The organism is Cryptosporangium sp. NPDC051539, assembly GCF_044454545.1.
GTDB lineage: Bacteria > Actinomycetota > Actinomycetes > Mycobacteriales > Cryptosporangiaceae > Cryptosporangium.
This window is the reverse complement of record NZ_JBITDV010000009.1, coordinates 304,147-328,079: the sequence shown is the minus strand read 5'-3', so window position 1 is coordinate 328,079 and position 23,933 is coordinate 304,147. Positions and strand designations below refer to the sequence as shown.

The 23,933-nt window shown below is 73.4% G+C and carries 11 protein-coding genes; 10 read left to right on the top strand and 1 reads right to left on the bottom strand.

All coding sequences use genetic code 11. The annotated features are described in order from the left end of the window. The first annotated feature begins 86 nt into the window (after positions 1–86). The 4 genes from ACIBZJ_RS28015 to ACIBZJ_RS28000 are packed head-to-tail and all read left to right on the top strand — an operon-like array spanning position 87 to position 3,463. On the top strand, positions 87–1,070 hold the full coding sequence (locus tag ACIBZJ_RS28015; RefSeq protein ID WP_395934684.1) for an ATP-binding cassette domain-containing protein: 984 nt from the start codon (positions 87–89) through the stop codon (positions 1,068–1,070). Continuing rightward, complete coding sequence (locus ACIBZJ_RS28010; RefSeq protein ID WP_395934682.1) at positions 1,067–1,885, top strand: ABC transporter permease; 819 nt, start codon at positions 1,067–1,069, stop codon at positions 1,883–1,885. The genes ACIBZJ_RS28015 and ACIBZJ_RS28010 overlap by 4 nt, the downstream gene beginning before the upstream one ends. Positions 1,886–1,901: 16 nt before the next feature. Then, the gene (locus ACIBZJ_RS28005; protein ID WP_395934680.1) at positions 1,902–2,696 is read left to right on the top strand and encodes an ABC transporter permease; all 795 of its coding nucleotides are present in this window, start codon (positions 1,902–1,904) and stop codon (positions 2,694–2,696) included. Beyond that, positions 2,693–3,463, top strand: coding sequence for a thioesterase II family protein (locus ACIBZJ_RS28000; protein ID WP_395934678.1), 771 nt, complete (start codon positions 2,693–2,695; stop codon positions 3,461–3,463). Before ACIBZJ_RS28005 ends, ACIBZJ_RS28000 begins: the two co-directional genes overlap by 4 nt. On the opposite strand, the gene ACIBZJ_RS27995 is transcribed toward ACIBZJ_RS28000, so the two are convergent. After that, positions 3,464–6,091 carry a type I polyketide synthase gene (locus ACIBZJ_RS27995; RefSeq protein ID WP_395934676.1) on the bottom strand — a complete coding sequence of 876 codons (2,628 nt, stop codon included), beginning with the start codon at positions 6,089–6,091 and terminating at the stop codon, positions 3,464–3,466. A gap of 139 nt (positions 6,092–6,230) precedes the next feature. On the opposite strand from ACIBZJ_RS27995, the gene ACIBZJ_RS27990 reads away from it, so the two are divergent. Genes ACIBZJ_RS27990 through ACIBZJ_RS27965 form a run of 6 tightly spaced genes read left to right on the top strand, consistent with a single transcriptional unit; the run spans position 6,231 to position 23,930 of the window. Then, positions 6,231–11,369: an amino acid adenylation domain-containing protein gene (locus ACIBZJ_RS27990; RefSeq protein WP_395934674.1), complete on the top strand. Its 5,139-nt coding sequence runs from the start codon at positions 6,231–6,233 to the stop codon at positions 11,367–11,369. Continuing rightward, positions 11,366–16,636, top strand: coding sequence for an SDR family NAD(P)-dependent oxidoreductase (locus ACIBZJ_RS27985; RefSeq protein ID WP_395934672.1), 5,271 nt, complete (start codon positions 11,366–11,368; stop codon positions 16,634–16,636). The genes ACIBZJ_RS27990 and ACIBZJ_RS27985 overlap by 4 nt, the downstream gene beginning before the upstream one ends. Position 16,637: 1 nt before the next feature. Next, a complete protein-coding gene (locus tag ACIBZJ_RS27980; RefSeq protein ID WP_395934670.1) occupies positions 16,638–19,721 on the top strand; it encodes an amino acid adenylation domain-containing protein in 3,084 nt (1,027 codons plus the stop codon). After that, positions 19,718–20,479 (top strand): thioesterase II family protein, encoded by a 762-nt coding sequence (locus ACIBZJ_RS27975; RefSeq protein ID WP_395934668.1) that lies wholly within the window; start codon positions 19,718–19,720, stop codon positions 20,477–20,479. The genes ACIBZJ_RS27980 and ACIBZJ_RS27975 overlap by 4 nt, the downstream gene beginning before the upstream one ends. After that, the gene (locus tag ACIBZJ_RS27970; protein ID WP_395934666.1) at positions 20,476–23,586 is read left to right on the top strand and encodes an amino acid adenylation domain-containing protein; all 3,111 of its coding nucleotides are present in this window, start codon (positions 20,476–20,478) and stop codon (positions 23,584–23,586) included. Before ACIBZJ_RS27975 ends, ACIBZJ_RS27970 begins: the two co-directional genes overlap by 4 nt. Further along, on the top strand, positions 23,583–23,930 hold the full coding sequence (locus ACIBZJ_RS27965) for an acyl carrier protein (protein WP_395934664.1): 348 nt from the start codon (positions 23,583–23,585) through the stop codon (positions 23,928–23,930). The genes ACIBZJ_RS27970 and ACIBZJ_RS27965 overlap by 4 nt, the downstream gene beginning before the upstream one ends. Positions 23,931–23,933: the final 3 nt, after the last annotated feature.

Here is a 23,933-nt window from a genome sequence, read left to right as displayed (position 1 = left end):
TCCCGCGAACAGGTGACAGGCGCACGGACCGCCGGCTCCCCAATCATGGCGATGTCCTTGTCACTGCGACGTCGACGGGGTGTTCGGTGCCCACAGAGCCCGTGATCAGCGTGCGCGACCTGCGCCGAGACTTCCTGGTGCCGGTCCGTGACGCCGGCCTGAACGCGGCCGTGGCCAGCATCTTCCGCCGCAAGACGCGCGCCGTGGCCGCGGTCGACGGGGTCTCGTTCGAGATCACCCCGGGCGAGGTGGTCGGCTTCCTCGGCCCGAACGGCGCGGGCAAGACGACCACCCTGAAGATGCTCTGCGGGGTGCTCCACCCGACCGGCGGCGAAGTACGCGTTCTGGGCTTCACACCGGCGCAGCGACGGCACGAGTTCCTCAAGCGGATCACGCTGGTGATGGGCAACCGCAGCCAGCTGCAGTGGGACCTGCCGGTGGAGGACTCCTTCGAGCTGAACCGGGCCATCTACCAGACCCCCTGGGCCGAGTACCGCCGAACCAGGAACGAGCTCGTCGAGCTCTTGCAGATCGGTGACCTGGTCCGCAAACCGGTACGCAACCTCTCGCTCGGCGAGCGCATGAAGGCCGAGATCGCCGGCTCGCTGCTGCACCGGCCCGCGGTGCTCTTCCTCGACGAACCGACGCTGGGCCTCGACGTGGTCATGCAGAAGCGCATCCGTTCGTTCATCCGCGAGTACGTCGCTTCGGGTCAGGCGACGGTCTTGCTCACCAGCCACTACATGGCCGACGTCGAGGCGCTGTGCAAGCGGGTCATCCTGATCGACGGCGGGAGAATCGTGTTCGACCGGCCGCTGGCCGAGCTCGGCGACCAACTGGCGATCTACAAGGAGGTCGACGTCACGCTGGAGCACGCCGCCGACCTCTCCGAGTACGGACAGGTCGTGAAGGCGGAGTCGGGGCGGATCCGGGTGCGCATCCCGCGAGCCGAGATCACGACGGCCACCGCACACCTGCTCGCCCACCACCCGGTGATCGACCTGTCCATCTCCGACCCGCCGATCGACGACCTGATCGAGACGATCTTCGCCGGGCCGGTGCACCAGTGACGACACCGCGGCTCGGCCGGCTGGGCGGGTTCTACGTGAAGACCGCCGGCGTCGCCGTCAGCAAGGAGTTCCAGTACCGCGCCACGAACTACTTCCTCCTCGCCACGATGGTGTTCGAGGCCCTGCTCTACCTGCTGCTCTGGCAGGCGGTGGCCCGGGTCGCCGGCGGCTCGGTCGGCGGCTGGACGATCCACACGCTGGCCGCCTACTTCATCGTCTGGACGCTCGTGCGGAACATGACCACCGCCACGACACCGCACGACTTCGAGGAACGGATCCGCGACGGCACGTTCACCGGCGCACTCCTGCGGCCCATCCATCCGATCCACCGTGACCTGGCGGAGTACGCGGGCTGGAAGCTCGTCATGGTCGTGCTCTGGGTCCCGGTGGCGGTCGGGCTGGCGTTGATCTTCCGGCCCGCCCTGAGCGTGACGCCGCTGGAAGCCGTCGTCTTCGTGGTCGCGATCTGGGCCGCCTACCTGCTCCGTTCGCTCTATCTCTGGCTGCTCGGGCTGACGTCCTTCTGGACGACTCGGGCCGGAGCGGCGTTCGACCTGATCCTCGCGGTGGAGCTGCTGCTCTCCGGGCGGCTGGTGCCGATGTCGTTGCTTCCCGGCTGGGCCCAGCGCGTCGCGGACTTCCTGCCCTTCAAATGGGTCTTCGGCTTTCCGATCGAGTCGGTCGTCTCGAACCTGAGCGCCACCGACCTCCTCCACGGCCTCGCCATGCAGCTGGTGTGGATAGGCGTCGGAGCGACCGGCGTCCTCGGCGTCTGGCGTCTGGCCGTGCGGCGGCACACCGCCGTGGGCAACTGACCAGGAACGGAGCGGGATGAAAACGTCGGAATTGCCCGCCCTGGGCTGGCGGCTGCTGCGTGTTCAGATCCTGAACGAGCTGCAGTACCGCGCGAACTTCTTCGTCCAGCTGCTGCAGAGCGTCCTGTCGATCGGTATCAGCCTGGTGGTCGTCGGCCTGGTGTTCGCGCAGATCCACGACCTCAACGGTTGGACGAAGCCGCAGCTGATGGCGTTCGTAGGGGTCTTCACACTGGTCGGCGGGGTGCTCCGGATGTTCGTCCGGCCGATGCTCGAGCGCCTGGTCCGCGACGTGCAGGACGGCACGTTGGACTTCGTCCTGGTGCGGCCGATGGACGCCCAGTTCGTGGTCAGCACCCGGGCGGTGGACGCCTGGCAGGGCGTCGACGTGCTCGCCGGTCTGGCCGTCATCGGCTGGGCCGTGATCGGACTGCGCCCGATGGTCGGCCCGGTCGAGGTGCTGCTTTTCCTGGTGACGCTGGTGTTCGGCCTGCTCATCATCTACTGCTTCCTGTTCTGCCTGATGTCCACCGTGTTCTGGTTCGTCCGCGTCGACGGCATCGCCGAGATGTTCGAGTCGGTGTATCAGGCCGGGCGCTGGCCGCTCACGATCTATCCGGGCTGGCTGCGCGTCAGCCTGACCTTCGTCGTGCCGATCGGCTTCTCGATCTCGCTGCCGGCGGCCGCGATCGCGCACCGGCTCTCCGGTGCCGCGGTACTCGGTGAGGCGCTCGCTGCCTGCGCGCTCGCCCTCGTCACCCGCTACGTCTTCACGACCGCACTTCGGCACTACTCGGGAGCGTCCGCATGAGCCTTCCCACCACCCCCGGCGTCCTGACCCCGTGGGTGCAGTTCGCCGGCTCCACCCCGAGCCACCGCCTGCGCCTGCTCTGCTTCCACCATGCCGGTGGGGGCGCGTCGTTCTACCGGCAATGGGTCCCGAAGCTGGCGGCCCACGGCATCGACGTGTGGCCGATCCAGCTTCCCGGCCGGGAGCAGCGCTTCACCGAGACGAAGGCCACCGACCTCACGGTCCTGGCCCGGGAGCTGACGCGATTCCTCGCCCCGCGACTCGACGGGCAGCCCTACGCCGTCTACGGGCACAGCGCCGGGGTCGCCGTCGGCGCCGCCTTCGCGCTTCGGATGCGTGAGATCGGGCGGCCGGGGCCGGTGCACGCCTTCCTCGCGGCCTGCCGCCCGCCGAGCCACCCCGACCCCGACTCGCCGGTGCACCAGCTCTCGACCCCGGCGCTGCTGGCCAAACTTCGGGCCTACGGCGGCACACCGCCGGAGGTCTTCGACACCCCGGAACTGATGGAGATGATCCTGGACGTCACGCGGGCGGACCTGCGACTGGTCGAGACGGCGCCGGCTCCGGCCGGCCCCTGGTTCCAGTGCCCGGTCACCGCGCTCGGCGGGGAGGCCGACCGGACGGTCCCGGCCGAGCTGCTCCCCTATTGGCGGGTGGTGTCCGGCGGACGTTTCGACTGCGCGGTGCTGCCCGGCGGCCACTTTCCCGCCGCCGAGCACCTTCTCGAACAGATCACCGGCGTGTTCGCCACCGGAAGCGCGCGCTAACTAGCGCGGGTCGGCCCAGAAGCGCTGCCGATCGTAGGGGTAGCCGGGTGCCGCGATCCTGCGGTACTCCCCCTGCTCGGCCCGCCGGCGCCAGTAGCCGATCGTCCTGCCGTCCACCCACAGCTGGGAAAGGAGTCGCTGCAGAGCCTCGCCGGTGCGCTCGCCGCCGGCCGCCGGCAGGACCCGCGACCGGCTCGCCCGCAGGTCCGGCCGGGCTCTGAGCAGGGGCTCGAGCGTTCCGCCGCCGATCTCCACCACGGTCGTCGGCCCGGCGGAGAGCACCGCGGCGGCGGCGGCGTCGAAGTCGACCGGCGTGATCAGCTGGGCCGCCCAGAAGTCCGGAGAGACCGCGTCGCCCGCGGCCGGCCCGGCCCCGGGCACCGTGGACACCAGCGACAACTCCGGCCGGCGCCAGGCCAGGTCGGCGAGCCGGTCGCGCCAGAGCGGCACCAGCGGGCCCAGCTCCGGGTCCGGCAAGCCGTGTGCGGCCCGCGGCGCACGGGCCGGCACGTGGTGCGCGGCCAGCCGCCGGGCGACCTCGACGATCTCGTCGTCCGGCCCGACCAGCTCGACCTGGCGCGCCCCGTTCACCGCGGCGACGCTCACCGCCGCGGGCAGCAGGTCGATCACCTGCCCGGCCCCGGCGCCGACGGTGAGCGCGCTGCGCCGTGGCGACGTCTCCACCAGCCGGGCCCGCTCGGCCACCGCACACAGCCCGGACTCGAAGTCCAGTCCTCCCGCCACGGCCCCGGCGACGAGCTCCCCCAGGCCGTGTCCGAAGACGACGTCGGGGTGCGCGCCCCAGTGGATCAGGCTCTGCGCGAGCACGTACTGGGCGGTGTACAGCAGCGGTAACGCGGTCAGCGGTCGCGCCAGCGCCGCCGGATCCCCCGCGGCCAAGGCCGGACGCAGATCCACGTCCAGTAGCGGTTCCAACACGTCGAAGGCGGCGTCGCAGCCCTGCCGGAAGAGCGCTTCGTGGACGTAGAGGTCGCGCATCGCCGGGAGGTGCCGCGGCTCGACGCCCGGGAAGACGAAGGCCAGCCGCCGGGCCGTCCCGTCCGGCCGGATCAGGCCTCGCCTGGACCGCAGGAGCGTCGTGGCCTCGGCCGGGCCGGCGGCGACCAAGGCCGCGCGGGTCCGCTTCACGGTCCGGCCGGTGCGCAGCGAGTGCGCGGCGTCGGGGAAGTCAGCCTCGTCGAGGCGGGCGAAGTAGCCGGTCAGACGCTGGGCCAGCCGGTCGGCGGCGGGCGCGTCGACCGCCGACCACAGCACGGCTTCGACCGCGGGCTCGCCCGGCGGCGGCGGCGGTCCGGACGGAGCCTCTTCCAGGACGAGATGGGCGTTGGTGCCGCCGATGCCGAACGAGCTCACGCCCGCGCGTCGCGGCCCGTCCGGGCCCGCCGGCCACGGCATCGACCGGGTGGCGACCACGAAGGGCGTGTCCTCCCAGTCCACCTGACGGTTGAGCCGGTTGACGTTCAGCGTCGCCGGGATCCGACCGGCCCTCAGCGCGAGCACCGTCTTGATCAGACCGGTGACCCCGGAGGCCTGGCCCAGATGGCCGACGTTGGACTTCACCGACCCGATCGCGCAGTACCGGTCGGGAAGCTCCGGACCGCCCACCGCACGGAACGCGTCGACCAGCCCGGCCAGCTCGATCGGATCGCCGATCGGGGTGGCCGTCCCGTGCGCCTCGACGTAGCCGATCGTGGCCGGGTCCACCCCGGCGACCCGGAGGGCGCGCTGGATGCACTCGCTCTGCCCGGCGACGCTCGGCGCCGTGAACCCGGCCTTGCGGTCGCCGTCGTTGTTGATCGCCGTCCCGCGGACGACGGCGTACACCGTGTCGCGGTCGGCCAGCGCCGTGGCCAGCGGCTTCAACACGACGGCACCGGCGCCGCTGCCGAAATTCGTGCCCGAGGCCTCGTCGTCGAACGGCCGCGAGACGCCGTCCTTCGACAGCGTTCCGCCCGACACGTGGAAATAGCCGCGATCGACCGGGAACTCGACGTCGGCGCCACCGGCGATGGCCAGGTCGCAGTCGCCGACCCGCAGCGCGTTGCAGGCCTCGTGCACGGCGACCAGCGACGTCGAGCAGGCCGTCAGCACGGTCAGCGCGGGCCCCCGCAGACCGAGCTTGTAGGCGACGAACGTGGCCAGGTAGTCGGGAGAGTTTCCGAGGTCGATCGCCATTCGACCGGCCGACCGGTAGAGATCCGGACGCTTCTCGACGAAGTCGATCCGGTAGCTGTTCATGTTGCTGCCGGTATAAACGCCGATCCGGCCGGCATAGGTCTGCGAGTCGTAGGCCGCGTGTTCCAAGGCCGAATGCGCGGTTTCGAGGAAGAGGCGGTGCTGCGGATCCCGGACTTCCGCGTCGCGCGGGGAGAGGTCGAAGAATCGGGCGTCGAAGCCGTCCACGTCGGCGAGAATCGGCCGCCGCCGCACGTAATCGGGATCGTCGATGTCGTCCGGATCTTCGCCCGATTCGAGCAGCTGCTCGCGGGAAAGTTCGGTGAGGCACTCCCGGCCGGCGAACAGATTCGCGCGGAACTCCTCGAGATCATTCGCGGCGGGAAAACGACCGGCCATTCCGACGATGGCGATCGGCTCGGCGGTAGCCATGCAATGCGCTCCTCCCGCGAAATGCTCGCGATGCTCAGCCGCTGGAAGTCTGGTCGCGGCGCCGCGGCGGCGACACGTCCCGCAAATCCGCGACATGTCGGGGAGGGACCGGCGTCGTTAGCGTTCCGGCAGATCGCCGATGACGACCGGGGTGGATTCGATGCCGGGTGAACTCGCCACAAGTCGCGCCGGGCGCAAGCCCGCCGCGGCCGGCTTCGTGGCGGTTCACCGGCGGTTCGCCCATGTCGCGGAGCGCTGTCCGGGCCGGATCGCGGTGGTCTCGGCCGGCCGCCGGCTGACCTACCGGGAACTCGCCGTGCGGGTCGAACGGCTGGCCGCCCGGCTGGCCGCCGCCGGGCTGGTTCGGGGCGGTGCGGTCGGGGTGCTGGTCGACGACGCGGAGCCGTCGTTCGTCGTCGCCGCCCTGGCCATCTGGCGCGCCGGCGGAATCTATCTGCCGATCGATCCCGGGCTCCCGGCGGCCCGGCGGGCGCGGATGCTGGCCGACATCGGTCCGGTGGCGGTCGTGGCCCCGGAGTCGCTGCGTCCGGCCTGGCCGGACGGCCCCGTCCCGCTGCTCAGCCCGGAAGACCCGGATGACCCGGAAGCCACCGAAGACACGGAGGACCACGGCGCCGTCCGGAGCCACCGACCCGGGGGCGACGACATCGTGGGCGGGGACGTCGTGGGCGACGACATCGCCTACATCGTCCATACGTCCGGCTCGACCGGCGAACCCAAGCCGGTCGCCGTGTCCCATCGGGCTCTCGACGCCGCCTGCCGCGGCTGGGACCACGTCCACGACCTCACCGGCTCGCCCGGCACGACGCTCCAGGCCGCCGGCCCGTCGTTCGACGTCCACGTGGGAGACCTCGTCCGGACGCTGTGCTTCGGCGGCCGGCTGGTGCTCTGCCCGCGGCCGGTCCTGCTCGACCCGGAAGCGCTGTGGCGGCTGATCGACGCCGAGTCGGTCCAGATCCTCGAGCTGACCCCGGCGGTGATCCGGCTGTTGGTCGACTGGGTCGCCTGGGCCGGGCGCCGGCTGGCGTCGGTCCGGCTCTTCGCCAGCGGTGGGGACCAGTGGCGGGCCGCCGACTACCGGCGGCTGCGGGCCGTGCTGCCGGCCGACGCCAGGGTCCTCAACACCTACGGCGTTTCGGAAGCCACCATCGACAGCACGTTCCACGACGTCAGCGAGGAGTCTCTCGAGGGCGACGTGATCCCGATCGGGTGCCCGTTCCCGGACGTCGAGATCGCCGTGCTCGACGCCGACCGCCGTCCGGTGGCAACGGGCGAGCCGGGCGAGTTGTACCTGGCCGGGCCCTGGCTCGCGGTCGGGTACCACGGCCGGCCCGCGGCGACCGCGGAACGCTTCGTCGCCCACCCGAGCCGGCCGGGCGAGCGGATGTACCGCACCGGTGACCTGGTCCGTCAACGGGCCGACGGCGCTCTGGTCCACCTCGGCCGGCTGGACGACGAGGTCAAGGTCCGGGGCGTCCGGATCAGCCTGGGTGGCATCGAGGCGACGCTGGCCCGGCACGACGAGGTGGCCGACGCGGCCGTCGTCCTGCACCGGGCCGACGGCAAGGAACTGCTCACCGCCCACGTCACGCTCGCACCGCTGACCGGCACGGCGCCGGATCCGGCTCAGCGGCTGCGCGCGTACCTGGCCGCACAGCTCCCGGCCGCGGCGGTTCCGGCCGCGGTGCTGGTCCACCGGGCGTTGCCGCTCACCCCGTCCGGCAAGGTCGACCGGGCGGCGCTGGCCCGGCCCGCTCCCGACCGCGAACTCACCCCGGCCGGCGAGATCGAACGGAAAGTCGCCGCGGAGTGGCGCGCGTTGCTCGGCCGGCCCCCGCGCGACCGGGCCGAGAACCTCTTCGAGGCCGGCGGCGACTCGCTCAGCGCGGCGAGGCTGGCGATGGCGATCCAGCACGCCTTCTCGCTCGACTTCACCGTGGGCCAGGTGATGTCGGGCGCGTCCTTCGGTGAACTCGCCGACGCGGTGGCAGCGGCCGGCGCAGTGTCAGCGGGGGGCGCAGCGGCAGCGGGGGGCGCGAACCGTGCGGGCGGCCCCCGGGCGAGCGGGCTGGACACCGCTCCGCTCACTCTGGGCCAGCACAGCCTGTGGTTGCTGCACCAGTTCGACCGCACCGACCCGACCTACCACCTGCCGACCGTCGTACGCCTGACCGGCACGCCTTCGGTGGACGCCGTGCGCGCCGCGCTCGACCGGCTGGTCGAGCGGCACGACGCGCTGCGGTGCCGGGTGGAGGCCACCGGCGAGGGTGCCCGGTTACGCGTGGAGCCGCGGGCCACGATTCCGTTCGACGTGCTCGACGCGGGCCACGATCCGGACGCCGTGATCGCGGACCTCGTGCGGCGCCCCTTCGACCTCAGTACGGCGCCGCTGATCCGGGCCGCGCTGGTCCGCCACCGGGCCGACCGGCACGACCTCGTCCTCGTCGTCCACCACCTGGTCTTCGACGACTGGTCGGAGCGGGTCGTACTGCGGGAACTGGGCCGCCTCTACACCGCCGAAGTCACCGGCGTCCGGGCCGACCTGCCCGCACCGCGGCTGCGCATCACCGACGTCGCGGCCTGGCGAGCCGAGCGGGTCAGCGGCCCGGCCGGGACCGCCCAGCGCGAGCATTGGCGCCGGGCGCTGGCCGGCTTGCCCGGTCCGCTCGACCTGCCCGGCCCGATGCAGGCCCCGCCGCACCCCGGGCCGGGTAACCACCACGTCGAGCTGGATCCCGAGCTGACCCGGCAGGTCAGGGCGACGGCCTCGTCCCACCGGGTGAGCCCGAACGTCACGATGCTGGCCGCGCTGAGCGTGCTGCTGCGGCGCTGGTCCGGCCGGCCCGACCTGGTGGTCGGCGTCCCGTTCGGCCATCGCGACCGGACCGGCACCGAAGACCTCGTGGGTTTCCTGGTGAGCACGCTGCCGGTGCGGCTGCGGGTCGAGGCGGACGCGCCCTTCGCCCAGGTGCTGTCGGCCGCCGCCCGGCGGCTGGCCGAGGCGTCGTCGAACGCGGACCTGCCGATCGAACTGCTACTGCACGACCTCGGCGTCGAGGCGGCCGAGCGCAATCGCCTGTTCCGGGTCTGGTTCAACTGGCTGGGCACCCCGGCCGAACCGCCCGCCATGGCCAGCCTCTCGACCCGGGTACTCCCCACGCCGCCGCCCGGAGCGCTGTTTGATCTCTGCTGCTACGTCACCGAGCGCGGCGACCGGCTCCGGCTCGACCTGGTCTACGACCCCGGTGCGCTCGACGCCCCGCACGTGGCCGAGTTCGCGCGGCAATACGCGCTCCTGCTCGGCCGGCTGTGTGCCGAGCCCGACCGCCCGGTCTGCACGCACAGCCTGGTCACCGACGTCGCCGCGGCCCTGCTGCCGACCGGCACCGCCGACCTGCGCACCACCGCGCCCGCTCTGGTCGGGCGGCTGGCCGCAACGGCCGCCGAGCGCGCGCCGGACGTCGCCCTGCGCGGCCCCGGCGGGACCACCAGCTACGCCGGCCTCTACGCCCTCGCCGGCGCGTGGAGCGCGACGCTGGCCGCCGCCGGGGTCGGGCCGGGCGACGTCGTGCCGATCCACGCCGCGCGGGTCGTCGAGCTCGTCCCCGCAGTGTTGGGCGTGCTCGGCGCCGGTGCCGCCGTCAGCATCCTCGACGAGGAGCATCCACCTTCCCGCCTCGCCCGTCAGGTCGAAACGCTCGGCGCCACGACCGGCGTCCGCGTCGCGGCGGAGCTACCGGACGAGCTCCGCACGACCGGCCTCCGTTGGCTCGACGCGCCCGATCCCGGGGCGGCGGGAGCGAGCTGGCCCGCGCGGACCGAGCGGGACGGTGCCGCCGCGTACGTCGCCTTCACCTCGGGCAGCAGCGGCCGGCCGGAGGCAGTCAGCGCCACCCGGGCACCGCTCGGCAATTTCCTGGCCTGGTATCCCGAGCGGTACGAGCTCACCGCAGCGGATCGGTTCGCGCTGCTGGCGGGCCTCGGCCACGACCCGCTGCTGCGCGACGTCTTCGTGCCGCTCGCCCTCGGGGCGAGTCTGGCGGTGCCGCCGCCGCCGTTGCTCCGGGATCCGGTCGGGCTGCTCGGCTGGCTCGCGGCCGAGTCCACGACGGTCCTTCACGCGACTCCCGCGCTGTGCCGGCTGCTGAGCGTGCCGCCCGCACCCACACCGCTAGCGGCGCTACGGCTGGTCTGCTGCGCAGGCGACCTCCTGCAGCCGACCGATGTGGACGGCATCCGGCGCTGGGCGCCGAACGCGACCGTCGTCAACGCGTACGGCACCACCGAGACCCCGCAGATCGTCAGCCACGCGGAGGTCGACGCCGCGCCGACCGGCCGCTCGCCGCTCCCGGTGGGGCGAGGCGTCCCTGGCGCCGAGCTGCTGGTGACCGACGCCGAGGGGCGTTCCTCGGGCATCGGCGAGGTCGGCACGATCACGGTCAGGAGCCCGTACCTGGCCACCGGCTTCCGCGCCGAGCGCCCGGGGTTCGCCGCCGATCCGGTCTCGAACCATCGCCGCTTCGTCACCGGCGACGTCGGCCGCTACCGGCCGGACGGCTCCGTGACCGTCCTGGGACGCCGGGACACGCAGGTCCAGGTGCGCGGATTCCGGGTGGAGCTGGGCGAGATCGACCGGTGGTTGCGTGCCCACCCGGGGCTGCGGGATGCCGCCGCCGCGGCCCGCCCGGGAGCGGACGGTGACCTCCAGATCGTCGCCTCGGTGGTGCCTGCCCCCGGTCACCCGCCGCCCGACGCCGACGCGATCCGCGCTTTCCTCCGGCGTGCTCTGCCCGACTACATGCTCCCGGTGGAAGTGCGGGCCATCAACGCCGTCCCTCTGACGCCCAACGGAAAGATCGACCGGCGCCGTCTGGCCGAGGACACGGCGGAGACCGGGCTCCTGCGCGCACCGGCCGCGCGACCCGTCACCGACCTGGAACGACTCGTCACCACGATCTGGCAGCAGGTCCTGGCGCACGAACGGGTCGGAGCCGAGCAGAACTTCCGCGAGCTCGGGGCGACCTCGGTGCTGATGGCCCGGGCCCACGTCGAGTTGCAGCGGGTCACCGGCCGGCTGATTCCGATCACGGCGTTGTTCGAGCACTCCACCGTGCGCAGCCTCGCGCTTTTCCTCGCCGGTGGCGGCGCAGCCTCGCCGCCGGCCGCCGCGCCCCGGACCGCACGCCACCTGCCCGCGCTCCGGCAGCGCCGCCTGGCGGCCCGCGCCGCCGCTCGATCGAAGGAGACAACGCCATGAGCAGCACCATGCGGGGGCCGTCCGACAGCGTTGCCGTGGTCGGGCTGGCGGCGCGCTTCCCCGGCGCGTCCGACGCGGAGCAGTTCTGGCGCAACCTCCGGGCCGGCGCCGAGGCGATCGGGTTCCCCTCCGACCCCGAGCTGCTCGCCGCGGGGGTTCCCGCCGCCCTGCTGGCCGAGAGCGACTACGTGAAGGCCTTCGCCGAGGCACCGGACCTCGAGCGGTTCGACGCCGAGTTCTTCGGTTTCACCCCCCGGGACGCCACTCTCCTCGACCCGCAGATCCGGCTCTTCCTCGAGGTCGGGCACAGCGCGATCGAGGACGCCGGGTACGACCCCCACCGGATCGCCGACGGCACCGGGGTATTCGGCGCGGTCGGCAACAACCGTTACGTCGACCTGCACGTACGCGACCCGCAGCGCTACGAGACCACCTCGGCGGAAGGCGCGACGCTCAGCACGCTGAGCCACCCCGACTACGCCTCCACCCGGCTCTCCTACCGATTCGGCTTCAACGGACCGTCGCTGACCGTCTCGACCGCGTGCTCGAGCTCCGCGGTCGCCGTGCACCTGGCCTGCCAGGCGTTGCGGACCGGCGAGTGCGACGTGGCCGTGGCGGCCGGCAGCGAGGTCGAGATGCCCGCGCACTCCGGCTACTGGTGGGAGCCGGACGGTCCGCTGTCCCCTGACGGTCACTGCCGCCCGTTCGACCACCGTGCGGCCGGCACGATCTTCGGCACCGGAGCGGGCGCGGTGGTCCTCAAACGCCTCGACGACGCGCTGGCCGACGGCGACCACGTCCGCGCGGTGATCCGTGCCTCGGCCACCACCAACGACGGCTCCGCGAAGGCCGGTTTCACGGCGCCGGGTGTGGCCGGCCAGGTCCGGGTGATCCGCGAGGCGATGCTGCTGGCCGACGTGGACGCCACCGACGTCTCGTTCGTGGAGGCACACGCCACCGGCACTCCGCTGGGCGACCCGATCGAGGTGGCCGCACTCACCCAGGCCTACCGGTCGCTCGGCGCCGACCGGCGGACCGATCCCGTCGTTCTCGGCTCGGTCAAGGGCAACATCGGCCACCTGGGCCACGCTTCCGGCATCGCCTCGCTGATCAAGCTGGTCCTGTGCCTGGAAAACGAGGAGCTGGTGCCGACGGCCAACTTCGCCGGGCCGAACCCGCGGATGGCCATCGCCGATACGCCGTTCGTGATCGGGGACCGGACCCGGGCCTGGGCGCGGTCCGCCGCCCGGCCGAGGATCGCCGGGTTGAGCTCGTTCGGTTTCGGCGGCACGAACGCGCACCTGGTGGTCGAGGAGGCGCCGGTGCGTCCCCGCCCGGAACCCGCCGAGCGGCCGCGCGTCGTCGTCTCGTCGGCGCGGACCGTGGAGGCGGCCCGATCGCAGCGAGCCCAGCTCTCCGCGCGCTTCGACCGGCTGGCGCCGGCGGACTACGCCGACGCGGTGGCCACGCTGCAGGACGGCCGCACACCGCACGCGCTACGGTCGGCCGTCGTCGCCGCGACGGCCGGCGAGGCCGCGACCGAATTGGCCGCCCTGTCGGCCCGGCCCGAGCCGGACCGTTCCGGCGCCCCTCGGCCGGTCGTCTTCCTGTTCCCCGGTCAGGCGGCCCAGTACCCGGCGATGGGCGCCGGGCTGCACGGTCTCGACAGCGCCTTCACCAGCGCCCTGGACAGCTGCTTCGAGCAGTTCGCCCGGTGCGGCTGCGAGCTCGGCGAGCGCTGGCGCACGGCCGGCCCGGACGAGCTGGCCGACACCGCGCTGGTCCAACCCCTGCTCTTCTCGGTCGAGTACGCGCTGGCCGCGATGTGGCGGGCCTGGGGCATCGAGCCGGCCGCGGTCCTCGGGCACAGCGTCGGTGAGCTGACCGCGGCGACCGTCGCCGGCGTGTTCGACCTGCCCGACGCCGCCCGGCTGATCAGCGTGCGGGCCCGAGCCATGGCCGCCGCTCCGCCCGGCGGGATGCTGGCCGTCAACCTGGGCGTCGACCGGGCGGCCGAACTGCTCGGCAGCCGGCTCCGCATCGCCGTCGTCAACAGCGCGCGGCAGACGATCCTCTCCGGACCGACGGATGCGCTCCACCGCCTGGCCGCCTCCCTGCGGGACAAAGGCATCGGATCGCAGCTTCTGTCCATCCGGCACGCGTTCCACAGCCCGGACATGCAGGAGGCGGCGGACCGGTTCGAAGAAGCCTTCGCCGACGTGCGGCCGCGCAAGCCCACCGTCCCGATGATCTCCACGGTGCTCGGCACCCCGGTCGACACCGAGGCCTGCCTGCCGACGTACTGGTCGACGCAACTGCTGGAACGGGTGCGCTTCGACCGTGCCGCCGACCACCTGCTCGGCGACGGCCGCTGGACGCTGCTCGAAGCCGGTCCGGGACAGACGCTGACCCGGCTGCTGCGGACCCGGGCGGAAGTGCGCAACGGCTCGAGCCACACGGTGCCGACGCTTCCGGCCGAGGCCGGGGGCGACGACTACCGGTGCGCGCTGCGGGCGGCCGCCACGGTCTGGACCGAAGGCCACGACCTCGACTGGGCCGCCCTCCGCAACCAGGAGCCGTTCCAGCGGATGTCGCTGCCGGGCTACCCCTACCAACGCGATCAGCACTGGCTCCCGCTCCGGCGGAACGAGCCCGACGAGCCGCAGGCCGCCGCCGCGCCGGCCGCCGCGCCGGCTGGCCAACCGTCGTCGGCACCGCCGTTCAGCACGCTGACCTGGCTGGAGAGTCCCCGGCCGCCGGCCAGCGCCGACGGTGGCGGCGGGCTCGCCGTGGCGTTGGTCCCGGCCGATCACGAGGCAGCGCTGCCGGCTCTGATCGCACTGCGGCTCGCCGGTTACCGGGTCGCGGTGGTACGACCGGGCACCGGGTTCGCGCAGGTCGGCGAGGAGTTCCGGATCGCGGTCGAGCGGCCCGGGGAGCTCGAGGGAGTCTTCGGCGCCCTGCGCGAGCGGGGCCGGACCCCGGCCCTGCTGGTCCACGCGCTCGGCCTCGACGCCTTCGCCGCGCCCGATCGTGCGACCTGCGACGACCAGCTCGACACCGGCTTCTACAGCCTCATGGGCCTGGCCCAGCAGGGCAGCCGGCACGCCCCGGCGGCCGACCTGCTGGTATTGGCCCGCCGCTCGGCCGACCTCACCGGCGCCGAGCCGATCGACCCGGTCAAAGCCACCGCGCACGGCCTGGTGCTCAGCCTGGCCAAGGAGCAACCCGATCTCTACTGCCGCCTGATCGACGTCGCCGACCAGGTCGACGAGGACGCGCTGGCGGCGGAGATCCGGGTTCCGGGGGCGGATCCGATCGTCGCGCTCCGCGGTCCGTCGCGCTGGGTCCGGGCCGAGCGGCCGTACGAACCGGCCGGCCCGGCGCCGCAACTGCGCCGCCACGGCGTCTACGTGCTGACCGGCGGGACCGGTGGCCTGGGCCTGGCGGTGGCGAAGGCCATGGCCGGCACCGGGATGCGCCCGCACCTGGTCCTGCTCGGCCGGCACGCCACGGACGCCGCGGCGGCTCCCGAGGTCGCCGCCCTCCGCTCGCTGGGCGCCACCGTGACGGTGGAGAACTGCGATCTCGGCGACCGCCGCACCACCCGCAGGGTCTTCGACACCCTGCGCGCCCGCCACGGCGGCATCAACGGCGTCGTCCACCTGGCCGGCGTCGCCGGGGACGGGATGCTGCTGCTGCGCGACCCGGCCGCCGCTGCCGCGGTGCTCTGGCCGAAGGTCGCCGGCACGCTGGTTCTGGGCGAAGTGCTGTCCGAGCAGCCGGGGTTGGACTTCCTGGCGACGTTCTCCAGCCGCGCGGCCGTCGACGGGCTGGTCGGCAGCGCCGACTACGCCGGGGCGAACGCTTTCGCCGACGCCTACACGCGCCTGCTCGTTCGCTCCGGGATACCGGCGCTCAGCGTGAACTGGCCGGCCTGGCACACCGTCGGCATGGCGGCCGTCCCCGACCCCGACCCGGTCGGGACCCGCCGCTGGACCACGGTGCTGAGCGTCGCCGACTGCCCGATCCTGGACGAGCATCGCATCGACTCCGTGCCGGTCCTTCCCGGCACCGGCCACCTCGACCTGGCCGTCCGGGCGTTCCGCGCGCTGATCGGCCCGGCCGACGCGGCCCTCCGGCTGTCCGAAGTGGTCTTCCAGGCCCCCTTGGCGGTGCCGGCCGCGTGCCCGGTCGAGGTGGCGCTGCGGCCGGACGGCGACGGCTGGCGGTTCGCCGTGGCCTCGGGCACCGAGGCCGGCGGAGACCGGGTGGAACACGCCACCGGCCACGTCACCGGGCAGCCCCGCGCGGCCGAAGCGGAACCCGGTGCCCTGCCCGCGCTGCGCAGGCGTTTCACCGAGCCCGCCCCTGACTATCCGCCCGAACTGTTCACCGTTGGGCCGCGTTGGGCGATCGTCGGCCGGGTCGGCGCCGCTCCGGACCGCCCCGGCGAGCAGCTCGTCGAGCTCGCCCTGCCGGTTCCGTTCCAGGGCGATCTGGCCGTGCATCCACTGCACCCCTCGGTGCTCGACTGCGCCACGTCGGCGGTGCGGATACCCGACGCGGACGGACCCAGCGTGCCCTTCGGCTACGAGTCCCTGGAGCTCTACGCCGACCTGCCGGCGACGGTGTTCAGTCACCTCCGACGCCGGCCGTCCAGCGCCGAGCTGGTCGTGGCCGACGCCGACCTCTACGCGGGCGACGGCCGGCTGGTGGCCCGGATCGAGGGCTTCGCGATGCGACGGGTCACCCAGGCCGGCTTCCGCGCGGCGACCGGTCTGGACGGCTCCGGGCGACCGGCCGCGACGCCCGGCATCGCGCCGGACGAGGGCGGCCGGCTGTTCCTGACGCTGCTGGGCCGCCCACGTCCGCATCAGGTGCTGGTGCGACCGCACCTGGGCAACGCCCCGATCCCCCTCCCGGCCCTGCCCGGTGCACCGCAGGTCCGGACGGTGGACCCGCCGGCGACCCGAGCTCCGGCGGCGATCCAGCCCGTGGCGTCCGCCCCGGCATCAACGACGGAGCCGACCGGCACGGCGTCGGTCTCGGCTCGGCTGGCCGCGATCTGGCGTCGGGTGCTGGGCGTGGACTCGCTCGACGCGCGGTCGGACTTCTTCGAGCTGGGCGGCAACTCTCTCGGCGCGGTCGAGCTGATGTCGGCGATCCGGGCCGAGTTCGGCGTCCGGCTCAGCGTCGTGAGCCTGTTCGATCATCCGACGCTCGGCTCGTTCGCCGCTCGGCTCGCCGTCGAAGGGGAGAACTGAAGTGCAGCCCGTCCTGGACGTTCTCGAACCACCGGTCAGCAGCAAGGAACAGGCCCAGTGGATGCTGCACCGGCTGGTACCCGGCCGTGGGATCTGCAATCTCGGGTTCGGGATGCGAGTGGACACGGCGCTGCGCTGGTGGCCGCTGCAGGAGGCGCTGAACCATCTGGCCCGCCGCCACCCGGCGTTGCGCGCGGTCTTCAGTTCCTCGTCGGGCGAACTGCGCAAGCGCTATCTCGACGCGGACGAGGTCACGGTGCCGCTGGTCGCCGAGCCCGGCACCGAGGAGACGCTGGAAGACCAGATCACCGCTCTGATCTCCGCGCCCATGGACGTCGAGCGCGGCCCGCTCGTCCGGGCGCACCTGATCCTGCTCCCCGGCGCCAGCGTGGTCTGCGTCGTTCTGCACCACATCAGCGCCGACGACGTGACGACGCAGGTGCTGGTGCGCGAGCTGGCAGCGCTCTACGACGGCTACGCCGCCGATGGGCCACCGGCCGACCTGGCCGGCCCGGCGCCGGTGTACACCGAGCCCGAGCCCACCGACGCCGCGGTCGCGTACTGGACCGGTCACCTCGCCGGCATCGACTCCGGACGGCAGGCGCTCGCCGGGGCCCGCCCGATCCCGGGCCGCCCGACGTTCGCCGGCGACTGGATCGACCGAGAGCTCTCACCGCCGGCCTACGCGGCTCTCGGCCGTCTGCGCACCCGCACCCGCACCACCGACAACATCGTCCTGCTCGCCGCGTACTACGCGCTCCTGGCCCACCACGACGCCGGGCCGGACCTGGCCGTCGGGGTGATGACCAGCGCCCGGCGGGGCGGCGTCGGCAACGAGGGAGCGGGCTACCACGCCAATACCCTGCCGATCCGGGTGAACGTCGACTTCGACGCCGGCTTCCAGTCGCTCACCCGGGCCACCAGGGACGCTTTCCTCGGCGGCCTGGAACACGGCCTCGCGCCGTTCGAGGCGGTCCGGCCCGTCCTCGACACCCGCTCGGCCGACTGGCGGACGCCGTTGTTCCGGCAGTCGTTCAACTATCGGCCCACCGGTTCGGAGCAGCTCACCCTGGCCGGTGAGACCGTCCGGCTGATCGACGGGCACACCGGGATGAGCCGGCTCGACCTCGAACTGATCGTCTGGGCGCGGAAGGACTCGCTGGCCCTCACCGCCCTGTACAGCACCGAGGTGCACGACCGCCAGTACGTCGCGACCCTGCTCGAGCGTTTCGAGAGCCTGCTGCTCGCGCTGGACGCCCACCCGGACCTTCCGCTGCGCGACATCGACCCGGCCACCCCGGCCGACGTCCGCCTGCTGGCCCGCGTCAACGACACCGCCCGGGAGTGGCCGGCCGGATCGGTGCTCGACCTGGTCACCGCGGCGGCCCTCGCGGCACCGGGAGCCCCCGCCGTCGACGGCCACAGCTATCGGGAGTTGCGCGCCGCCGCCGCCGGCATCCGAGACGTGCTGGTGGCCGACGGCGTCACCCCGGGCGAGGTCGTCGGCCTCTACGCCGATCGAGGTTTCCCCCTCGCCGCCGCCACGCTGGGCGTCTGGTCGGCCGGCGCGGTGTACCTGCCGCTGGACCCGGCCCATCCGCCGGCACGCGCCGCCCGCGAGCTGGACGACGCCCAGGTGCGGGTCGTGCTGGCCGACCGCGACCTGCCGGGCCGGTGCGCCGGGGACCGGCGGGTCGTGCCGATCGCCGCGGTCCCGCCGGGCACACCGCACGACGACGTGGCGTGCCACGCCGACGCACCGGCGTACCTGCTCTTCACCTCGGGCTCGACCGGGCGCCCGAAAGGGGTCGAGGTGACCCACGGCAACCTCGTCAACCTCGTACGCCACTTCGCCGAGGTGCTGGACGTGGGGCCGGCCGACCGGGTGCTGTGGCTGACCACCTTCTCCTTCGACATCTCGGCGCTGGAGCTGTTCGTGCCGTTGAGCTCGGGCGCGAGCGTCGTGGTCGCGAGCGACCAGGCCCGCGTCGACCCGGCGGCGCTGGGTGAGCTGCTGCGACGGGAGCGGGTGACGGTGGCCCAGGCGACCCCGACGACCTGGCGGCAGGTGGCGCCCCGGCTCGCCGGGCAGTTGCGGGGAGTGCGGGTGCTGTGTGGCGGTGAGCCGGTCACGACGGCCCTCGCCGAACAGCTGCTGGCCCAGGGCTGCCGGGTGTTCAACGTCTACGGCCCGACCGAGACGACGATCTGGTCGACGGCCGCCGAGCTCAGCACACCGGTGCCGGAACGAGTTCCGATCGGCCTCCCGATCGCGAACACGACGGTCCACGTCCTGGCCGCCGACGGCCGGCCGGTGCCCCCCGGAATCCCGGGCGAGTTGTCCGTCGGCGGCGCCGGCGTCGCGCTCGGCTACCGGGGCGCACCCGAACTGACCGCGGCCCGGTTCCGCACGGATCCCCGCTTCGGTCGCTGTTACCGCACCGGCGACACGGTCCGGCTGCGCCCCGACGGGCAGCTCGAGTTCCTCGGGCGCAACGATCGCCAGGTCAAGATCCGCGGGCACCGGATCGAACTGGGTGAGGTCGAGTCGGCGCTGGAGGAGCATCCGGCGGTCCGCGCCGCGGCCGCGTTCGTCGCGACCGACCCGGCCGGTCACCCCCGGATCGTCGCGGCCGTCGAGCCGGCCGGCGACCGCACCGCTGAGCTGACCGCGCTGCTGCACCGGCACAGCGCCGAACTGCTGCCCAGCGCGGCGGTGCCGGCCAAGTTCGTCGTCCTGTCGGCCTTTCCCGTCACCGGCAACAACAAGGTCGACTACCACCAGCTCGCCGAGCGGGCCGCGAAGCCCGCGGCCGACGGGGGCGGCGAGCTGCCCGACGAACCGGTGCTCCGCCTGCTGGTCGAGCTGTGGCGCTCGGCGCTGGGCGATCCGGCCCTGGGCGCGGCATCCCACTTCTTCTTCTCCGGCGGCCACTCGCTCGCCGCCGTCGAGCTCGCCGCGCGGATCGGCGTCGCCGTCGGCCGTGACGTCGACTTCAGCGCCGTGTTCGACGCACCGACGCCGGCCGCCATGGCCGAGCGGATCACCGCCGGCCGGATCACCGAGGGAGGAGAACCGCGATGAGCGACCAGGAGTGGTTCGTGCCGCTGGCCGGCGACGACGGCGTCGCGCTGTTCTGCCTTCCGCACGCCGGAGCCGGCTGCGCCCAGCTCGTGCCGTTCGCGAAAGCGGCGGCCGCGCACGGGCTCTCGGTCTGGTCGGCAAACCTGCCCGGGCGGCAGGGCCGCCGCTCCGAAACCCCGATCTCCGACTGCCGGCAGCTGGTCGACGAGTTGGTCGAAGACCTGCTCCGGCGGGTGGACCGGCGGCCGTACGCGCTGTTCGGCTATTGCGGTGGGGCCCTGCTCGCCTTCGAGATCCTCCGCAGCGTGCTGGCCCGCGGCGCCCCGATGCCCACCCGGCTCGTCGTCGCGTCCTACGACGCGCCCGACATCGCCTGGCGGCCGCGACGGATCGCCCAGCTGCCGGCCGACGCGCTCTGGGAGCATCTGCTGGCGGCCGGCGGCATCCCGGCCGGCCTGGCCGCCGAACCCCGGATGCGTGCACTCACCGAGGCCGCGATCCGCGCCGACTTCACGCTCCTCGGTGCCTATCGCTACCGGCCCGGACCGGCGCTCCCGGTACCGATAACCGTCTGTTACGGCGAGCAGGACCCGCACGTCCAGCGGGGCGCGATGCTCGGCTGGCGTCGGCACACCACGTTCCCGGTCGAACTGCGCGGCCTGCCCGCCGGCCATTGGCTGCTCGACGAGGCCCCCGAGCAGCTGGCCGAACTCACCGCCGCGGCGACCGTCGAAGCCCTGGCCGCGGACCCGGCATGAGCGGCGCCCTGAACGCCGTCGAGCTGAACGCCGTCGAGCGAGCGCTGTGGTCGTTGCAGCAACTCGTTCCCGACAAGGGCGTCTCCAACATCGCGGTCGCCGTCGAGCTGCCGCAACCGGTGCAGTGGTGGCCGCTGCAGGCCGCGGTCGATCTCCTGGTGGCACGGCACCCGGCGCTGCGTTACCGCTATCCGACCGTCGGCGGATTGCCCGAACGCAGGCCGGCCGAGGTCGGCGAGGTCCGGATCGACGTCGACATCCGCACCTGCGGCGCGGCGAGCCTCGAGGACGAGCTCACCCGTTATGCGGCCGGCTCCTTCGAGCTCGGTACCGGACCCCTGATCCGCGTCGGCCAGTTCCTGGTCGAGTCGGGCGTGCAGGTGATCTGCCTGGTCGCTCACCACATCGTGACCGACGCGGCGAGCTTCCACACCCTCGCGTTGGAGCTCGGCGAGGCGATCCCGGCGCTCAGCGAGGGCCGGTCGAGCGCGGAGCCGGTCGGCCCGCTGCCGGCCCCGGCAGTCGTCGAACCGGACGAAGCCGCCGTGGCGGCCTGGCGGTCGGACCTGGCCGGCGTGGATCCGAGCGGCATGCGGCTGGCCGAAGGCCGCGTCCCCACCGCCGCCCCGACGTTCGCCGGCGCGACCGCGACCCTCCCCGTCCAGGGCTCGACCGTCGCCGATGCGCTGGGAGTGCTCCGCAAACGCTGCCGCGCCACCGACGCGACCGTCCTGCTCGCCGCGTACTACCTCACCCTGTATCGGCACGGAGCCGCTGAGGACCTGGTCGTCGGCGTCATGATGGACACGCGGAAGGAGCGCACGGCCGGGCACGTCGGTTACGACGTGGCTACCGTTCCGCTGCGCGTTCGGCTCCGTCCGGAGGCCACGTTCGCCGACCTGGTCTCGCAGGTGTCCGGAAAACTGGTCGCAGCGATCGAAACCGGGCCGGTCTCCTTCGAGCTGCTGGCCGCCGACCATGCCCCCGCTCCGGCCGGTGCGGACGCCGACGACGACCCGAACTGGTGGCGGAACCGCCTGGTCCGCCATCTGTTCAACTTCCGCCCCGGCTACGCGACGGCCTCGCCGCTGGGCGCCGGGTCGCGGCTGCGCGAGGTTCACACCGGCTTCTCCCGCTTCGATCTGGAACTCACCGCGCAACGGGCCGACGGCCGGCTGCACGTCCACCTGTTGCACTCGACCGAGGTGCACGACCCGCCGTTCGCCGAACGCTTCCTCGCCCGTCTGGACCTGGCGCTCCGCCAGGCCGCGGCCGATCCCGACCGCGTGCTGGCCGACTTCGACCTGCGCACCGAGGCCGATCGGACGGTGATAGCCGACGCGAACCGAACGGAGCGGACCTGGCCGCTCCCGCACACGGTCGTCGGGACGATCGGGGCAGCCGCACGAGCCCGAGCCGACGCGGTGGCAGTGCGGCACGACGGCCGCTCGACGACGTACGGCGAGCTGTTCGCCGCGGCCTGGGCGGTCAGGGAGACCGTGCTGCGGCACTCGACCGGGCCCGACCCGATCGTCGGGCTCGCCGGGCGTCGGGGCGCGGGGCTGGCCGCCGCCGTGCTCGGTGTCTGGTCGGCGGGCGCCGCCTACCTGCCGATCGACCCCGGCCAGCCGGCCCGGCGCATCGCCGCGCAACTGGCTGACGTCGACTGCCGGCTCGTCCTGGGTGCCGACGAGCTCGCGCCGGAGTGCCGCGAAGGACGCCGTTGCCTCCCGCTGCCCGACCTGTCTTCTCCGGGCGAGTACCGCGAACCGCCGCCGGAGCCGCTGCCCGGCGGCGCCGCGTACGTGATCTACACGTCCGGCTCGACCGGGCGGCCCAAGGGCGTACGGCTCACGCACGCGAACCTGCTCAACGTCGTACGGCACTTCGCCGCCGAGCTCGACGCCGACCGGACGACCAGCATGACCTGGCTGACCACGTTCGCCTTCGACATCTCGGTGCTGGAGCTCGTGCTCCCGCTGACGGTCGGCGGCCGCGTGGTCGTCGCCGGCGACGACGCGCCGGCCCACCCGGCCCGGCTGCTCGAACTCATCGAGCGGGAACGCGTCTCGATCGTCCAGGCGACCCCGACGACCTGGCGGCTGACCGCACCCGGTGCCGCCGGACGGCTGGCCGGGCGCACGCTGCTCTGCGGCGGCGAGCCACTCACCCCGGCACTGGCCCGCGACCTGCTCGCCACCGGAGCCCGGGTGGTCAACGTGTACGGGCCGACCGAAACCACGATCTGGTCCACGGCCGCCGAGATCACCTCGGACGCACGGATCACGGTCGGCCGTCCGATCGCCAACACGCGGGCCCACGTCCTCGACGACCGGGGACGGCCGCAGCCGATCGGGCTGGCGGGAGAGCTGTGCCTGTCCGGCCAGGGTCTCGCGGTCGGCTACCACGACCGGCCGGCGCTGACTCGGGATCGATTCGTCACCCATCCCGAGCTGGGCCGGTACTACCGGACCGGTGACCGTGCCCGCTGGCTGCCCACCGGCGACCTGGAGCTGCTCGGCCGCACCGACCGGCAGGTGAAGTTGCGGGCCCATCGGATCGAGCTGGGTGAGATCGAAGCCGTCCTCGAGAGCCACCCCGCGATCTCGGCCGCCGCCGCCGTGCTGCGCGGCGACCCGGCCGGGGCCGGGGTCATCGCCGCGTTCGTCACCGTGGCCACCGGAGCCGATGCGGTCTCCCCCGCCGAGCTCTGGGACCACGCCGCGGCCTCGCTGCCGGGCTACTCGGTGCCCACCAGCATCACGGTCCTGCCGGCCGTGCCCCGCAACTCCTCGGGGAAGGTCGACTACGGCGCGCTCGACGCGCTGCCCGACGCGGTCGAGGAGATCCCGCGGCCCGCCGCCGTGGCAGTTCCGGCGGACCCGCTCGAGACCGACCTGCTCGCGCTGTGGCAGGCGCTGCTGCGCCGTCCCGGGCTCGGCCCGGACGCGAACTTCTTCCTCAACGGCGGGCATTCGCTGCTCGCCGCCCAGCTGGCCGAAGTGGCCTCGGACAAACTCGGTCAGCGACTGACGATGAGCATGGTGTTCCAGGCGCCGACCCCGGCGGCCCTGGCGACGCTGGTGCGGAACGGACGGCAGGCGTGACCCCTCATCGGTCCGGACCGGAGCGGCATCTGCGAGACACACTCGCCGAGCTGGTTCGCGAGCAACTCGGCACGCCGATCGACGCCGACCGCAGCCTGTTCGAGGCCGGACTGACCTCCGTAGCGGCGCTGGCCGTGCACGCCGGTCTGCAGCGGTCGATCGGCGCGGAATTTCCCATCTCGACCCTGTTCAAGTATCCAACGACGCGCGCGCTGGCGGCTTTCCTGGCCACGGCTCTCGACGAACCGGCGGCGGCCCCGCTCGACGCCGCTCCCGGCGACGCCGGTTGGACCCCCCGCGCACGGCGGGAGCTGCGGGCGCAGCTGCGCCAACGGAAAGGGTGAACT

Excerpts from the sequence above, each read along its gene's own strand:
- ACIBZJ_RS28005 (WP_395934680.1), top strand. The coding sequence starts at position 1,902 with ATGAAAACGTCGGAATTGCCCGCCCTGGGCTGGCGGCTGCTGCGTGTT.
- ACIBZJ_RS28000 (WP_395934678.1), top strand. The coding sequence starts at position 2,693 with ATGAGCCTTCCCACCACCCCCGGCGTCCTGACCCCGTGGGTGCAGTTC.
- ACIBZJ_RS27995 (WP_395934676.1), bottom strand. The coding sequence starts at position 6,091 with ATGGCTACCGCCGAGCCGATCGCCATCGTCGGAATGGCCGGTCGTTTT.
- ACIBZJ_RS27990 (WP_395934674.1), top strand. The coding sequence starts at position 6,231 with ATGACGACCGGGGTGGATTCGATGCCGGGTGAACTCGCCACAAGTCGC.
- ACIBZJ_RS27985 (WP_395934672.1), top strand. The coding sequence starts at position 11,366 with ATGAGCAGCACCATGCGGGGGCCGTCCGACAGCGTTGCCGTGGTCGGG.
- ACIBZJ_RS27975 (WP_395934668.1), top strand. The coding sequence starts at position 19,718 with ATGAGCGACCAGGAGTGGTTCGTGCCGCTGGCCGGCGACGACGGCGTC.
- ACIBZJ_RS27970 (WP_395934666.1), top strand. The coding sequence starts at position 20,476 with ATGAGCGGCGCCCTGAACGCCGTCGAGCTGAACGCCGTCGAGCGAGCG.